The organism is Streptococcus sp. GS001 (genome assembly GCF_021595565.1).
Lineage (GTDB): Bacteria > Bacillota > Bacilli > Lactobacillales > Streptococcaceae > Streptococcus > Streptococcus xiaochunlingii.
This window is the reverse complement of the sequence record NZ_JACSYJ010000005.1, coordinates 35,703-51,130: the sequence shown is the minus strand read 5'-3', so window position 1 is coordinate 51,130 and position 15,428 is coordinate 35,703. Positions and strand designations below refer to the sequence as shown.

The window sequence follows — 15,428 nt, the reverse complement described above, 5'->3', positions numbered from 1 at the left end:
CACGAATGTTTACCAAATCCTATTTTTCTTTTTTATTCTTTAAAACGAGCAAATATCTTTTCCATCAATCCAACCTGTAGGAAGGTCAGGCTAGAAAAACCAATCAAGAAGAAGACCATGAGTCCTAGTAAAAAGCTTAAGACAGAAGTCACAAACACCATAGCTACTAGCAACAAGAGAGCCCCCATAACGAAGAACCATGGGAAATACAAACCGGATACAATCAGAGCTTTTTGTAGACACTCTGTCCAAGTCAATCGATAACGCGCCGCAATTGGATAGGCCGCTAGCATGACCAGAACTAGGAAGATAAAGAGCCCTAGACAAACAGCTTTTAACACCTGCATTGGCAAGGCTGTCTGGCTCCAAAAGAGGAACAAGTCAAAGAGACAGATCCCTGAAATGAGCAACTCTATCCCTCCGAGCTGAAGGCCCAACTTCCAATTTTCACGAAAGGCGCTGATGTAGGTCCGAATGACTGGTAGGCGACGCTGGTGTTTGATGGCAAAAACCGTTTGATACAAACTAATCTTTGCGATCCCGATGGTGACAATCGGCAGACAGCTCAGCACAAAAAGAAGATTGACTGTGACTAAGTCCGCTATTTTCTCGCTGATTCGCATCACCAGATTGTCAGTATTAAAAACTGTTTTGATCAATCCTGTTTCTCTTTGTGACATACCGTCTCCTTTCTGACTCTCTTAATCGATTAAAATTTTCACTAAATGTTTTCGAACGACTTCTTCTTGATCCGCATAGCCATTGGGCTGATGAGGTTCCCCTGGGAAGAAAATCGCAAAATTATGATACCCCAGATGAAGTGGATAAGACTCCTGGCAATGGACAAAACCGATGTCCGATGCTTCATCAAAGGCGAGCGCCTCACCTGTCACACGAGATCCATAACTCGAAAACTCATGTCCTTCTACCAAAAAATGCAAATCGGCATATTTTTTGTGATGCTCAAAGCGATTGCTTTCTTCTTTATTGAGGGTGTTTTCTTGAACGACGAGAAAGACCTTATCTCCATCAATGTCGTATCTCCCTAATTCAAAAGAATCCTTCCGATGCTCATAGAGAAAATCAATGGCCTGATCTAGATTGGGATGGATCCCTTTGTAAAAGGTGATGTTTTTTAAATCATCAAATATCATACACTTTTCCTTTCGACACTTCTTAGCGACAAGAAAAGAAAACAAGTGATTTCTTCCCTAGCCCCTTCTAGGGCACGATGAGGTGTGGAGCTCGCAAAATCCCACACCTCTCAGCCTAGAAAAAAGTATCTGTACACAACTATCATTTGTCCAAGCAGACGACTTATCCTTTGACCGCTCCCATGGTAATCCCTTGAGTGAAGGATTTTTGGAAAACCAGGAAGACCGTAACGATTGGCACCGCAGCCAAAGCTGCTCCAGCCATGATCAAGCCATAGTTGGTGGCCATTTCAGCCTGCATGGTCGCAACCCCTAGTGAAATAGTCAAGTTTTGACGAGAGGTCAGCATTACCAATTGCATAAAGTAGTCGTTCCAGGTGTTGATGAAGGTAAAGATGGCAAGGGCTGCAAATCCCGGCTTGACAATTGGGAAGGCAACGCTCCAGAAAGTCCGTAACTCTCCACAACCATCGATCTTAGCAGATTCTAAGAGTTCTGTTGGGATGTTTTCACTAAATTGTTTCATCAAGAAGACCCCGAATGGCCATCCGACCAGCGGTAAGATAACCGCTGCAAGGGTGTCGTGGATTCCCATAAAGTTGATAATGCGCACCAATGGAACCAAGACAACTTGTTTTGGAAGGGCCATGGCTGCGATAAAGATAGCAAAGAGAATTCGTTGCCCATAGAAACGTTTCTTAGCCAGGACATAGCCCGCCAAAGAAGACGTCATACATACCAAAAGCATGGTAGCAAGGGAAATAAAGACACTGTTCCACAACCATTGCAGGGCTGGGTTTTGAACCATCAATTGTTGGAAGTTTTCCATAGTTGGTGTCTTTGGCCACCACTGAGGTGGGATCATAATGGTATCTGGTTGAGACTTAAAGGCCCCTGTCAAAATCCAATAGAATGGGAAAATGAACAAAACTGTCAAAAGGAGCAAAACGATGGTAGAAATCACTGTAAAGGCAGTAATTGGTTTCTTTTGTGTTGATTTCATCTGAGACTCCTTTCTTTAGTATTCTACGTCGTTTCCAAGGATCTTGAATTGCGCAAAACTGATAATGGCAATCATCACCGCAAGGAAGACACCCATGGTGTTGGCATAACCGTATTCAGAGAGTTTAAAGGCTTTTTCATAGAGGTAGTACATAAGGGTACTCGTTGAGTAGTTAGGACCACCAGATGTCAACAATTGGATCAAGGCGAAACATTGGAAAGAGTTAATGGTCGTAATGATCGCAATGTACAAAGTTGTTGGCAATAAGCTTGGCCATTTGATCTTCCAGAAAACTTGAAGTTCTGTCGCACCATCCACACGCGCTGCTTCTACGAGAGAGTTATCAATATTTCCCATAGCTGCGATGTAGAGGATGATCGGTTGACCAACAGAGGTTGTCAATAAGATGACAATAATGGCCATCAAAGCCCAGTTCTTATCTCCCAACCAAGAAATATTTTGTTGGATAACATGACCAGATTTAAGGACGAAGTTCAAAATACCAGATAGTGGATCGTAGATCCATTTCCATACCACTGTAACGGCTACACTCCCTGTAACTACAGGAAGGAAGAAGACGAAACGGTAGAAGGAACGCGCAATGGCATTTTGATGGTAGGTCTGAGAAGCCACAAACAAGGAGAACAATACTACGATTGGAACGGATCCGATAACGATGATGACAGTATTGATCAAGGACTTGATAAAGACCTTATCCGCAAACATGCGGGAATAATTTTCAAGACCAACAAATTTGAAGGAGGTCATCGAGTAGTTGAAGAAACTAGTGACAAACCCCATAATCATTGGTGCTAATACAAAGACAATAAAGAAGATTAAAATGGGTGCTAAGAATGCGTAGGAAACCAGCGTCTCCCTCATTCGGATTTTGTTTACCTTCACAATAAGGCACCTCCTGATGTTCTTTTTCTATTTTTTCCTTGATTCCTATGTGGAACGGATAGCACTGCCCTTTCCTACATATGATAATTAGGAGAGCGAAAACACGAAGGCCCCCTCTTTCAATCTACACATGGAGATAAGAAATCGAGGGGGCCTATGCTTTCTTATTTCTATGAAAGGATCATTTGAGTTTCATAGATGATCTATTTTTTCTTGATCGTTTCGTTTGCTTTTTCAGTAAAGGTCTTCAAAGCTGGTTCTGCTTTTTCATCCCCGTTTGAAACAGATTGCAACATTGGGAACCAAAGTGTACGCATTTCTGCAAAGCCGTCGATTGTGTTGTAGTATGGTGAGTAGTATTGAGTCCAAGTACTGATGGTTTCCATCCGTTTGTCATCATACAATTTACCAAATGAACTACGAACTGGGAAGGCACCTGTACGAACAACGTTCTTAGGACCCCATTCTTTGTCGTCTGCGATGAATTGAACAAATTTCTTAGCTGCTGCTACTTTCTTTTCATCCTTGTTGTTGAAGACTGCAAAACCATTGACAAGGTATTCCAATTTTGGTTTACCGCTATCAGATGGGAATGGTACTTCGACTACTTCAACTTTACTTGCTTCCAACAATTTAGCTTGGATACCGTTTTGTGAAGGTGCCCACAAGATGGTGTAAGAAGTTTGACCGTTAGCGAAGTTTTGGATGTCTGCTCCACCGTCGAATTGGGAACCATTCATCATCAAACCATCTTCAATCCATTTAGAAGCTTTTTCTAAACCTTTGACAAATTTTGGATCATCTGTTGTATACTTGGTTACTTTTTCATCTGTTACAGAACCACCGTAAAGGTTAGCGATAAAGGCACGAGTACCTTGGTCTCCACCTTGACCGTTACTGAAGAGTGATCCTGGTGTGTAACCTTTGTCTTTCAAAGCTTTCAAGACTTTTTCAAAGTCGTCTGTTGTCCAGCCTTCTTTGACAAGGTCTAGAACTCCTGCATCTTCCAACATCTTCTTGTTCATCGCCATGTAGAATGGTGCTGAACTGATTGGGTACATGTAAGCAGTGTCGCCGGCCTTGCTAGCTTGGATGATATTGTCGTTGTTGACATCTTTTACAAAATCTTCAGTAAAGAGGTCGTTCAAGTCAGCCAATTTACCATTTTTACCGTATTGAATAATCCGCCCTGGTGCGTCAAAGAGAACGTCTGGAGCAGTTCCAGCTTCGATGGCAGTAGTGATCTTTTCAGGACCAGATTTGAAGTCGATGGTTTCTAGTTTAACTTTGATATCTGGATTAGCTTTTTCGAAAGCTTCGATAATTGATTTTTCGTAAGTTCCTACGCCATCTTCAGCTTTTTCTTGTGTAAAGACTGGGAAGGCCCACCAAGTGATTTCTGTTTTACCAGAATTGTCACTTGAAGATTCAGACTTAGATCCTCCTCCAGATCCACAAGCTGCAAGTGCTAGCACCGCTGCACCAGCTACCAACGAGTACAGTACTTTTTTCATTTTCATGTGATTTCTCCTCACGTTTGCGGTAAGATTTCTCTTACTTAGTGTATCCTCACCGAGGACAGTGGTCATTAAATATTTTCTTTTATACTGGGTGACTTCTCTCTTCCTAGCTTCCTCCTTGTCTCTTTTTGCTGTTCTTTTTCTATTTTAATGCTGCGACGAAGCGTTCTGTAATTTCTTTAGGTCGTGTGATAGCTCCCCCTACTACAACTCCTCTGACACCCAGGTCATGAATTTCTTTGGCTTGTGCAGGATAATGAATCTTACCTTCAGCAATCACATCGACACCCGCTTGGCAGAGTTGGCGAATCAAGTCAATGTCAGGTCCGTCTACTTTCGGGCTATAATCTGTGTACCCAGATAAGGTCGTTCCGACAAAATCAACCCCTGCTTCGACAGCTGTTAAGCCTTCTTCAAAGGTGCTGATATCTGCCATCAAGAGTTGATCAGGATATTTCTCCTTCACTTGCTGGATAAAGTCGACAATCGATAGACCGTCATGACGCGGACGTTTGGTACAATCCAGGGCAATCACTGCGATATCTAATACGGCCAATTCATCTACTTCTTTCATAGTAGCAGTAATGAATGGTTCCTCAGGAGGATAATCTCTCTTGATGATCCCGATAATCGGAAGTTTTGTCACTTCCTTGATTTCTTTGATATCGCGGACACTATTCGCTCGGATTCCAACCGCCCCTCCTTGCTCAGCTGCTTTGACCAAGAGAGGAATCACACCTCCTGCCTCTGTGTAGAGAGGTTCATGAGGAAGCGCCTGACAAGAAACGATAATGCCGTCTTTGATCTGTTGAATTAATTCTTCTTTCGTGATCTTGGACATACATTCCATCTCCTTTATTTATTACGTCAACTCGAGTACTTGTAAAGTTATTATATAGTATTTTTAAAGCGCTTACAATATTGTAGAGCTATTTTGATTATAGTTTCATATTTTAAACTATCATCCCTTTCCTCTGAAACTAGTTTCAGAGAAGCAAATATTCTAAAACTTTTTTAAAAATTTTTTCCATTTCCAGATTTTTATACGAATAGTATAAGTGACCAAACAAAAAGAAAGGAGGACTACAGATGTACTATACTCCCATTATCATCCCATGGTTTTTGTATTACTTCTTCCGTAAATAAATAAGGAAAGGGAATACCGAACATGAAAAAGAATACCAAAGCTTTTGTTCTATTAATCTTGCTTTCATTGATCTTGTTTTAAACTCAAATCTTGAAACGTAAGAAAAACACAGCATTGGCTATTGACCTTATCCTTGCTTCATCTAATCAGCTTAGCTGACACAAGATGAATAAAAGGCTACCCATACAAGCTAGCTCTATTGGAAAATTACCCTAGCTTTGCTTCTCAACAAAAATTAGGATTATTAAAATATGAGATGGCCTATCCACACTATAATCTTTGCAATCATCATCGCATTAACTGTTTTACATGATGCACATCTGATTGCGTTTCAACCACAGATTAATCTAGCCATTGCGGCTACAATCTATCTAGCAGTTGATGCTAGATGGCGACAAACAAGAAAGAAAGAGGAAAATTAAATGACAACAGAATTCACACAAAAATTCACACCCTTAACAGAAGAAGAATTGACACAAGTTGATGGGGGAGCTATCCCATTGGTTGCTTGGATCCTTGCTCATCCCTATCTATCTGGCACTATTGCTGGTGGTGTAACAGCTGTCGGAACTGCCATTTGGGGAGCATTTAAATAATCAATTTGAAGGAGAAAAGCAATGATAGACCAAGTACAATTTAAAGATCTCACGCATGAAGAATTAAGTGATATTAATGGTGGAGGACTCCCTTTTCTATTAGTTTTCGCTTACGGTTTTTCTTCTGCTTATATCGGGACAACAAAACTGATCGATGCATTTCATAGTAATATGACACGGAAATGGTAAAGGAGGAGACCAATGAGTCTGGTATTTATCACCCTCATCCTTTTGACGGGATACTGCATTCTTGATAAAAAAGCACCCAAACAGGTAGAAGGGTACTTTCCTAAATTTGCTATTGCCTTCATGGTCACTTTCACCATTCTCAACGAGGCAATTGATTTACTCTACACAATCTTACATTAAGGAGGACACTTATGGATACAAGCATCCATTATACTTACCTAACAGAAGCTGAACTGGCGACCATTGATGGAGGAGCCTCCGTTTTTGACTCGGCAAAATTCATCGTTCAAACATGGAATATTTTATACAATTCCGGACGTGATTTTGGCCGTAGTATCATCAATGGCATCATGCACTAGAAAGGAGCAAGCATGAAACTCGAAGAAACACGTTTTAGAAGCTTGTCCGAGCAGGAACTCAGCCATGTAGATGGTGGATCCGTCTGGATCACTGTCGGACTGATCGCTACTCCCCTGCTCATGGGAACCTTCGCTGGCGCCTTTGACGAATACGCTCGCAAACGAGGCAAACAGTAACACTTCTTTATCATCTCACTAAACAGTACAAAAAATCCCAGCTTTTAAAAAAGCTAGGATTTTTTCGTTTGAACGAAGCAAGCCCTTTTTCTATTCTCCCTCTTCATCATCGAGGAGAGAGATCCCAAATAAATGTCTTCTAGAACTTTCGATGCACTAGGCCGTTTTTTGAATCGGTTTTTCCTTTACGACAAACACAAAGCCAATAGAGCCGACGAATGCCCCAAGCAAGATCCAATAAACTATATCCGTTGAAGTGAACGGACCTTCTAAGAGACCAGCCAATAAAAAGAGATCAATATACAATCTGGTGTCACGATAAAAGTCCCAATTGAAATGGTAGCTACCTACTGGATGCTGGCGAATGGACACCTGCGGTTGAAAGACCTGAAGAAGAATCAAAATCCCTACAAAAGCAAGATAAGCAAGGCTAACAACCGAAAGCGGATCCTGTGTCATCATAGCTACAGCCACTAAAAGTAAGACCAAGAGCCAGAAATGAAAGTCCAACCAGAACTCACGATGATAATGGAACATTTTCATAAGATCACACCTTTCTATTTATGTTATATTTCTAATAATATTAGAGTACGTTTTATTAGGAGTAGCAAGTAAATAGACGTGACAAGAACAACTACTACATCTGTTAAAAAGGACAGGAACAGTTTCATGTTCCTGTCCTTTTTGTTTCAGCATCAAACGATTGAGCCTTCTTAGCTGAGGTCATTATCAATAATGACTTTCAAGGCATTGTTTTCGCCAGCATGTTTGAAGATTTCGTATGCCTTTTCTGCTTCTGAAAGTTTGAAGTGGTGGGTCACTAACTTCGTCGCATCAATCTTGCCAGATTTCAAAACATTAAGAAGCATTTCAGTTGTATTGGCATTGACCAAACCAGTATTGAGCGTGATGTTCTTAATCCAAAGGTCGTCAAGATTGAAGCTAACTGGTTTACCATGCACTCCGACGTTGGCAATATGACCGCCGACCGAGATAATATTTTGGCAGACATCGAAGGTAGCTGGATAGCCCACACATTCCATAGAGATATCAACACCACGACCATCGGTCACTTCATTGATAAAGGCCTTGATTTCATCAATATCACTTGAACAGATGGTATGAGTAGCTCCAAACTTCTTAGAAGCTTCGAGACGTGATTCTGACAAGTCTACCATGATAATGGTAGCTGGTGAGAAGAATTGTACGGTTAAGAGAGCTGCCAAACCGATTGGCCCTGCACCAACGATACAAACGTTGTCTCCAGGTTTCACGTGAGAAGGGAGCACTCCAATCTCATAGGAAGTAGGCAGAATATCAGAGAGCATAACCAGGGCTTCGTCATCTACAGAAGCTGGTGCATGATAGAGACTGCCGTCTGCGTGAGGGATATGGACATACTCTGCTTGGGTACCGTTGATCAAGTGGCCAAGGATCCAGCCCCCATCTTCACAGTGGGAAGGCAAGCCACGTTTACAGTAGTAGCAAGTGTTACAAGCTGTTACGCATGAGATGATAACCTTGTCTCCTACCTTAAAGTTCGTAACCGCATCGCCGACTTCTTCGACAATCCCAATTCCTTCATGACCCAGGATGGTCCCTTCTTTACAAGCTGGAACATCACCACCCAAAATATGGAGGTCTGTTCCACAAATGGTCGTTTTCACTAGACGAACAATCGCATCAGTTGGTTTCTTGATCACTGGTTTTGGTTGATCAATCAACTGAAGATTTCCTGCTGATACATATGTTGCTGCTTTCATAAGCGACTCCTTTTTTGTTGGTTTTATCAAACCATTTTATTACAGTTTTTACTTTGTGAATATTATAACATACAAAGCAAGCGCTTGCAACATATTTATTAGATTTCTTTAAAAGATAGTTTTCAGGTCTCAAAAATCAATTTCTAGCGTTAAGATAAAGAAAAATCCCTCGCTCTTTTGAGCGAGGGGTAGCTGATAAACATCAGTTGTTCTCTAGCGCCTTATTTACGACGTCCTGGACGTTCTTTGTAACCATAGTATGCATCTTCGATGATTTCTTGCATGTGGTCTACCATTGGAAGACGTGGGTTAGCTGGTGAACATTGATCTTCGTAAGCAAGGAAGGCCAATTCGCGAGAATGTTTCTTCCATTCTTTTTCGTCAATTCCTTGTGCTTTAAAGTTCATTTCAATTCCTACACGTTCACCGAGTTCGTAAACAGCTTTCGCGTAAGCTTCAACTGCTTCTTCTGGTGTAGAGCATGGAAGGCCAAGCATACGAGCGATGTCTTGATACTTCTCATCTGCACGGTAGTAGTTGTACTTAGGCCATGTTGCTGTCTTAGCTGGGCGTGTACCGTTGTAGCGGATAACGTATGGAAGCAAGATTGCATTGGTCCGTCCGTGAATGGTGTGGAATTGCGCACCAATCTTGTGAGCCATTGAGTGAGAAATACCTAGGAAGGCATTGGCGAAGGCCATACCAGCAATAGTTGAAGCGTTATGCATTTTCTCACGTGAGTGGAAGTCTGCATTCTTCACTGAGCTTTCCAAGTTTTCAAAGACAAGTTTGATGGCTTGAAGAGCAAGACCATCAGTGTAGTCGCTAGCCATTTGTGATACGTAAGCTTCAGTCGCGTGAGTCAATACGTCCATACCAGTATCAGCCGCAACAGATCCAGGAACTGTCAATACCAAGGCAGGGTCTACAATGGCAACCGTTGGAGTCAATGAGTAGTCTGCGATTGGGTATTTACGGTTGTTTGCTTTATCAGAGATAACGGCAAATGGAGTTACTTCAGATCCTGTACCAGATGTTGTTGGGATCGCGATGAATTTAGTTTTCTTACCAAGCAATGGGAATTTGAAGGCACGTTTACGGATATCCATGAATTTTTGTACAAGGTCACGGAAGTCCACTTCTGGTTGTTCATAGAAGAGCCACATTACTTTAGCCGCATCCATTGGAGATCCACCGCCGAGAGCGACGATAGTATCTGGTTTGAAGGCACGCATGATCTCTGTACCACGTTCAACAGTTGTGATATCTGGATCTGGTTCAACGTCTGCAAAGATTTGGTAAACTACCTTGTTGCGACGAAGGTCAAGCTGTTCGATGATACGATCAAGGAAACCAAGCTCTACCATAGCGTGGTCTGTAACGATCATGACACGTTCAACGTCACGACATTTTTGTAGGTATTCAATTGAATCACGTTCAAAGTATGTTTTTGAAGGAAGTTTCATCCATTGCATGTTATTTCTCCGGCGTCCGACTTTTTTGATATTCAAGAGGTTGATGGCACTAACGTTGTCCCCAACAGAGTTACGTCCGTAAGAACCACATCCAAGTGTCAATGATGGCAAGAAGGCATTGTAAACATCCCCGATACCACCGAAAGTCGAAGGAGAGTTGCAGATCACACGAATGGCTTTAACTGCTTTACCAAATTCTTTGGTCAATTCTTCGTCAGCTGTATGGATGGCAGCTGAGTGACCAAGACCGTTGAATTCAACCATTTGACGAGCTTTGTTAATTCCGTCTTCACGGCTTTCAGATTTCAAGACAGCGATGACTGGTGACAATTTTTCACGAGTCAAAGGCTCTTTTTCGCCAACTTCTTTACATTCTGCCGCAAGGATATTGGTTCCTTCTGGAACTGAGAAGCCAGCTTGTTCAGCGATCCATGCTGCTGGTTTCCCAACGATGTCCGCATTCAATTTCGCACCCGCACAGTTTTTGCTGTTAGCTTTTACACCAAAGCAGAACTCTTCAAGAAGGGCTTTTTCTTTTTTGTTGACGAAGTAAGTGTGGTAAGATTTGAATTCTTCAACAAACTCATCGTAGATTTCTTTATCGATGATGACCGCTTGTTCAGACGCACAGACCATACCATTGTCAAATGATTTAGACATGACGATATCGTGTGCAGCTTGGCGGATGTTAGCTGATTTTTCGACATAAGCAGGAACGTTTCCGGCACCGACCCCAAGAGCTGGTTTACCGCAAGAATAGGCAGCTTTCACCATTGCGTTACCACCTGTTGCAAGGATAGTCGCAATCCCTTCGTGGTTCATAAGGGCACTGGTTGCTTCCATAGATGGTTGCGTGATCCATTGCACACAGTTTTCAGGAGCTCCTGCTTTAATCGCTGCATCGCGGACGATTTGTGCCGCATGAGCAGATGATTCTTGCGCTGATGGGTGGAAAGCAAAGACGATAGGGTTCCGTGTCTTCAAGGAAATCAATGCTTTAAAGATTGCTGTTGAAGTTGGGTTGGTTGTAGGTGTGATCCCGCAGACTACTCCGACTGGCTCAGCAATCAAGGTCAAACCAGTGACATCATCTTCTTGAATGACACCAACTGTCTTGGTGTGACGCATGTTGTTTACAACGTGCTCACAAGCGAACAAGTTCTTAGTCGCCTTGTCTTCAAAGACTCCACGACCAGTTTCTTCATAGGCATGAAGAGCGAGCTCACCGTGAGCGTCAAGAGCAGCTACAGATGCTTTCGCCACAATGTAGTCTACTTGCTCCTGATCCAATTTGCGCATTTCTTCAAGCGCTACGAGCGCTTTTTGCACCAACTCGTCTACATGTTTTTCAGCAGCGAGTTTCTTTTCTTCAGGTGATTGAGTTTTTTTATCAGCCATTTGATGCTTTCCTCCAATGTTTGAAACCCTTATCCTTTTCCGGAACTTTTTCCTGTTTTCAGAAACTTTCAAGAATAGTGTAAGAAATTTCGATTTGTTAATTTTTTCACAATATTATTGTACTCTATTTTAGAAAATTTGTAAATAGTTTCACAAAGATTTTTTTAACTTTTTATCATGAATCCTCCTTCTCCTTCTATACAGGAGTATTTTCAAGAAAAAATTGAAGAATTTTTTTGAGAAAGCACTTCAATTTCACAAACAAATATTTTCACGCATTTTTTGTAAGCGTTTTCTTAATTTTACTAAAAAAAGCAATTTTCTTCAAGTGAAAATTGCTTAAGTCGTTTAGTAATTTTTACGGCTTAACTGGCCCCCGATTTGCTTGATCAACTGCTTCTTTTACGACGTTAGCGTATAGATTTCCCCCAACATCGATGGAGCCATCTGATTCTAAACCAAAGTGGACACTATCCGTTCCAGCCCAGATAGCTGGATTTTCGACAGCAACTTGATGCCAGTCCGCTACATAGACATAATCGTATTTTTTAGCTAACTCTAGCTCATACTTTCGAGTCTGAACGGTGACGCTCTTGCTATCATTTGCTTCACGTCCATCATATGGGGTCACAAAGATTAAGCGATGTCCTTTTGGTAGTTCTTGAACAAACTTATCCAACAATTCTTGATAATTATTAGAAGAGTTAGTTCCAAGTGCGATCACCACGTTCTTGAGCAAGACTCTATTGGCAATATCCGTTTCATATACCTTTAAGCCTGAGTCCAGATTGCGACTCACCAAAGCATCTAGTTGGATATCTGGCAGAACTTGTTTCAGATAATCTGATGCCCGGAGGTTTACAGAATCTCCGATCATGGTCACGCCATCTGATACATTGTAGGAAGTCGCTGAAGCATTGTCAACTTGGGCACGCGTGATCTGCATCTTGCTGTCGGATTGACGAAGCCCTTCGGTAATCAGATTTTCATCAAAGGCTCCGACGCGTGGCGCAAAGAGTGCAATCCCAAACATGAGCAAGGTCAAGGGAATCGCGCTGTAAAAGAGTGGTTTCGTGAAACTTCTGAGATCCATCGAGATTCCAAAAATCTTCGGTTCACGTCCAGCTAAGGTTGGTTCAATAATATAGAAACTCAAGGCAGCAAGACTAAATGATACAAGCGCTGTTAGTAGAGAAGCCCATCCATTGGTCATTAATTGAGAAAAGATGATGTAAAATGGCCAGTGGAAGAGATAAACCCCATAACTTGTATCTGCAATAAAGGTAATCACTGCTGGTTCTTTTTGATCTGGTGTCTTTTCATGAAGGACACGCGTCATCACAATCATCACAGATGCAGCAAGAGTTGCTACTAAAAATCCAAATAAATAGGTCCAAACACTATCAAATGGAAGAATAAATGTCAAGACCAACAAAACTAGAAAAGCACCCGCTAAAATCGTTAACGTCTTCTGTAGAGATAGCTTCTTCACTAATTGAGTAAGATTTGGGCTGGTCGTTGTAATCCCTGTCACTGTCGCTAAAGCACTCCCCACAAAGAAAGGAAAGACGTGAGCGATACTAGAAAAATAGACATTGGACAAATTCTTGGTGACCAGCGCTCCGACAAAGAAGGTCAGGAAGGCCACCAAAAAGAGACCTGTCGACGACAGGAAGATATAGCCTCTATATTGGCCAACTGACTTAGCTTTTTTACCCAAAAACCAAGCCAAAAGAGCCCAGAGGACGTAGTAATGAACTTCAAGAGCCAAACTCCAAGTATGAATGAAAAGATGGGGGATGAACTGACTTTCGTAACTTCCGCCACTTAACATCTCATAGAAATTGGTCACAAAGCCAAAGACGGCAGCAATCTGTGTCCCAAGCCCAGCAATAAAGTCTCGTCTGACCAAGAAGGTAAAAGGCATGACCAGCAAGACCATAAAGACTAAAGGTGGGACAATCCGGTAGAAGCGTCGTCTAAGGAAGCCCTTGAGATCAATTTTTTGATGACGGGCAAACTCATCGATCAGAAGAGCCGTGATCAAAAATCCTGAGAAAGTAAAGAAGATATCTACTCCAATAAATCCACCAGGAAAAACCTTTTGGAAGAAATGGTAGAGAAGAACGAGAAGAAGTCCCGTTATCCGTACCAATGAAAACCATTTAATTCGCATTTTGATAAATTCCTTGTTTAAACGTTCCCTTATAGACGACATTTTGTTCTGTCGTCAAGGTTCCCTGTCCTTCTGGTTGACCATTGACAAATTCACCTTCATATTTCCAACCAGCCTTGGCTGTAAAGGTTCCATAACCACTAAAGGTTCCATTGACAAAATTGCCCTTGTAGGTGTCCCCATTCTCAAAGGTCACCGTCCCTTGGCCATTCATCTTGCCTCGGACGACACTTCCGTCGTAGCGAATAGCTCCCTTATCGAGGGTCAACACACCTCCGAAAGGAATGGAGGAAAGAAATACCCACAAAGCAGACAGAACAATAATCCCCAAGGACAATCGTTCAATATTCTCTCTCGTAACATAGACCTTATAGGTCTCAAATAATTCTTTTATTTTTTCCATACTCTGTTCATTCTTTTTATCTTCAGCCGGTTACTCATTTCAGGAGCCAGTCCGAAACTAATCTTCTAATCGATCCAACCACTCTTGACAACCAGCTAGAACACGGCGATAGGTCTCTTCGAAATCTCCTGTGTACCATGGATCTGGAACACTTTCTCCTGCAAAGAGATGAATCTTGTGCTCTGTTCCAGGAGGTGCCATTCGTTTGAGGTCAGCTACATTGTTCTCATCCATTCCTAAGATCAGATCAAAGGCATGAAAATCTTGGTCGCTGATTTGAAGGGATGTTTTAGAAGCATCATAGGGCACGCCATGACTACGAAAAATCTTTTGAGTCCCTTGGTGAATAGGGTTCCCGTGCTCCCAGTTAGAAGTGGCACGACTTTCAATCTCATACTGGTTGGTCAAGTCCTTCATGACAAACTCTGCCATGGGGCTCCGACAAATATTTCCTAAACACACAAATACAATTTTTTTCATGACAGCACCTCCTTTCTATTATAACAGAATGTAAGAAAAATATAATCTGCTAAAATTATATTTTTGAGGCAAGACGAAAAAAGCCTGTCCATCGTTGAGGTGGGCTGACTTTCTTTTTTTATTCAGGCAGGATGATCTGAAGGGATAGCCATTTTCGTTTCCAATCTTTCTTCCGCATACGCTCTGTATAAACCGCCAAACGCTCGGGACTGGCTAAAAAATGTGGAGTCGGCTGAACGATGAAATCTTCGATATCCCTTGTCCCATAGGGGAGAAAGAGCTCTAGCTGACCATCTTTCCTTAAGCGAACTGCAATTGCTGTACACTGCTCGGGGTATTTAGAAACCGCGTCACAAGCACTGCGATAAGGAGCCGTCCCCGGACTATGCTGGTGCATATAGACTTGATTTTTGACTTCCCAAGCGTACTGAGGATAGGTCTTCTTTAATCCCTGCTCGATCTGCAAAGTCTCCTCATAGCTAATCGTAGGGTCATAAAAGACCAGATCCATATCGGTCGTCGCATCAAACCCTGGTTTTCCAGAGAGCTGGTTCCAGACGAAATTGCGCACCGCACCAGCTGCAAGCCAAGCGTCTGCCAGGTTGAGATCCCGAATAATGGCCAAGACAGTCATCATCTCTTGATCCGCTTGGATTTGCTCTACTATCGCTTTTTCCGTTAGCAT

At 42.1% G+C, this 15,428-nt stretch carries 18 protein-coding genes; 5 read left to right on the top strand and 13 right to left on the bottom strand.

What is annotated here, in order from left to right; genetic code table 11:
* Window positions 1-32 precede the first annotated feature (32 nt).
* The 6 genes from H8S88_RS08935 to H8S88_RS08910 all read right to left on the bottom strand — a co-directional run bounded on the left by H8S88_RS08935 (window position 33) and on the right by H8S88_RS08910 (window position 5,421).
* Window positions 33-680, bottom strand: a complete 648-nt coding sequence (locus H8S88_RS08935; protein WP_061564587.1) for a YesL family protein — start codon at window positions 678-680, stop codon at window positions 33-35.
* 21 nt (window positions 681-701) lie between these two features.
* Window positions 702-1,154, bottom strand: coding sequence for a YhcH/YjgK/YiaL family protein (locus tag H8S88_RS08930; protein WP_061564586.1), 453 nt, complete (start codon window positions 1,152-1,154; stop codon window positions 702-704).
* A gap of 163 nt (window positions 1,155-1,317) precedes the next feature.
* The gene (locus H8S88_RS08925; RefSeq protein WP_048788695.1) at window positions 1,318-2,157 is read right to left on the bottom strand and encodes a carbohydrate ABC transporter permease; all 840 of its coding nucleotides are present in this window, start codon (window positions 2,155-2,157) and stop codon (window positions 1,318-1,320) included.
* Between the two features lie 15 nt (window positions 2,158-2,172).
* Entirely contained in the window at window positions 2,173-3,060 is an 888-nt protein-coding gene (locus H8S88_RS08920) for a carbohydrate ABC transporter permease (RefSeq protein ID WP_048788696.1), read from the bottom strand.
* Window positions 3,061-3,263: 203 nt separating this feature from the next.
* Window positions 3,264-4,580: an extracellular solute-binding protein gene (locus H8S88_RS08915; RefSeq protein WP_048788697.1), complete on the bottom strand. Its 1,317-nt coding sequence runs from the start codon at window positions 4,578-4,580 to the stop codon at window positions 3,264-3,266.
* A 142-nt stretch (window positions 4,581-4,722) separates the two neighbouring features.
* Window positions 4,723-5,421, bottom strand: coding sequence for an N-acetylmannosamine-6-phosphate 2-epimerase (locus H8S88_RS08910; RefSeq protein ID WP_061564585.1), 699 nt, complete (start codon window positions 5,419-5,421; stop codon window positions 4,723-4,725).
* 728 nt (window positions 5,422-6,149) lie between these two features.
* On the opposite strand from H8S88_RS08910, the gene H8S88_RS08905 reads away from it, so the two are divergent.
* Genes H8S88_RS08905 through H8S88_RS08885 form a run of 5 tightly spaced genes read left to right on the top strand, consistent with a single transcriptional unit; the run spans window position 6,150 to window position 7,048 of the window.
* Window positions 6,150-6,323 (top strand): Blp family class II bacteriocin, encoded by a 174-nt coding sequence (locus H8S88_RS08905; RefSeq protein ID WP_006595268.1) that lies wholly within the window; start codon window positions 6,150-6,152, stop codon window positions 6,321-6,323.
* A gap of 21 nt (window positions 6,324-6,344) precedes the next feature.
* Window positions 6,345-6,512 carry a class IIb bacteriocin, lactobin A/cerein 7B family gene (locus H8S88_RS08900; protein WP_006595269.1) on the top strand — a complete coding sequence of 56 codons (168 nt, stop codon included), beginning with the start codon at window positions 6,345-6,347 and terminating at the stop codon, window positions 6,510-6,512.
* 12 nt (window positions 6,513-6,524) lie between these two features.
* Window positions 6,525-6,692, top strand: coding sequence for a hypothetical protein (locus tag H8S88_RS08895; RefSeq protein ID WP_006595270.1), 168 nt, complete (start codon window positions 6,525-6,527; stop codon window positions 6,690-6,692).
* 11 nt (window positions 6,693-6,703) lie between these two features.
* Window positions 6,704-6,871: a hypothetical protein gene (locus H8S88_RS08890; RefSeq protein WP_048687832.1), complete on the top strand. Its 168-nt coding sequence runs from the start codon at window positions 6,704-6,706 to the stop codon at window positions 6,869-6,871.
* Window positions 6,872-6,883: 12 nt separating this feature from the next.
* Window positions 6,884-7,048 (top strand): hypothetical protein, encoded by a 165-nt coding sequence (locus tag H8S88_RS08885; protein ID WP_185761541.1) that lies wholly within the window; start codon window positions 6,884-6,886, stop codon window positions 7,046-7,048.
* Window positions 7,049-7,204: 156 nt separating this feature from the next.
* Here the strand turns inward: H8S88_RS08885 and H8S88_RS08880 are convergent, their stop codons facing one another.
* The 7 genes from H8S88_RS08880 to H8S88_RS08850 all read right to left on the bottom strand — a co-directional run bounded on the left by H8S88_RS08880 (window position 7,205) and on the right by H8S88_RS08850 (window position 15,428).
* A complete protein-coding gene (locus H8S88_RS08880) occupies window positions 7,205-7,591 on the bottom strand; it encodes a hypothetical protein (protein ID WP_048687834.1) in 387 nt (128 codons plus the stop codon).
* 170 nt (window positions 7,592-7,761) lie between these two features.
* On the bottom strand, window positions 7,762-8,811 hold the full coding sequence (locus tag H8S88_RS08875; protein WP_023027479.1) for a zinc-dependent alcohol dehydrogenase family protein: 1,050 nt from the start codon (window positions 8,809-8,811) through the stop codon (window positions 7,762-7,764).
* A 221-nt stretch (window positions 8,812-9,032) separates the two neighbouring features.
* On the bottom strand, window positions 9,033-11,684 hold the full coding sequence (adhE, locus tag H8S88_RS08870; RefSeq protein WP_125336210.1) for a bifunctional acetaldehyde-CoA/alcohol dehydrogenase: 2,652 nt from the start codon (window positions 11,682-11,684) through the stop codon (window positions 9,033-9,035).
* A gap of 358 nt (window positions 11,685-12,042) precedes the next feature.
* Window positions 12,043-13,860: an acyltransferase family protein gene (locus tag H8S88_RS08865; RefSeq protein ID WP_048687840.1), complete on the bottom strand. Its 1,818-nt coding sequence runs from the start codon at window positions 13,858-13,860 to the stop codon at window positions 12,043-12,045.
* Window positions 13,850-14,263, bottom strand: coding sequence for a hypothetical protein (locus H8S88_RS08860; protein WP_006595277.1), 414 nt, complete (start codon window positions 14,261-14,263; stop codon window positions 13,850-13,852). Before H8S88_RS08860 ends, H8S88_RS08865 begins: the two co-directional genes overlap by 11 nt.
* 57 nt (window positions 14,264-14,320) lie before the next feature.
* Complete coding sequence (locus H8S88_RS08855) at window positions 14,321-14,743, bottom strand: low molecular weight protein-tyrosine-phosphatase (protein WP_048687842.1); 423 nt, start codon at window positions 14,741-14,743, stop codon at window positions 14,321-14,323.
* A 118-nt stretch (window positions 14,744-14,861) separates the two neighbouring features.
* Window positions 14,862-15,428 carry a nucleotidyltransferase family protein gene (locus tag H8S88_RS08850; RefSeq protein ID WP_048687844.1) on the bottom strand — a complete coding sequence of 189 codons (567 nt, stop codon included), beginning with the start codon at window positions 15,426-15,428 and terminating at the stop codon, window positions 14,862-14,864.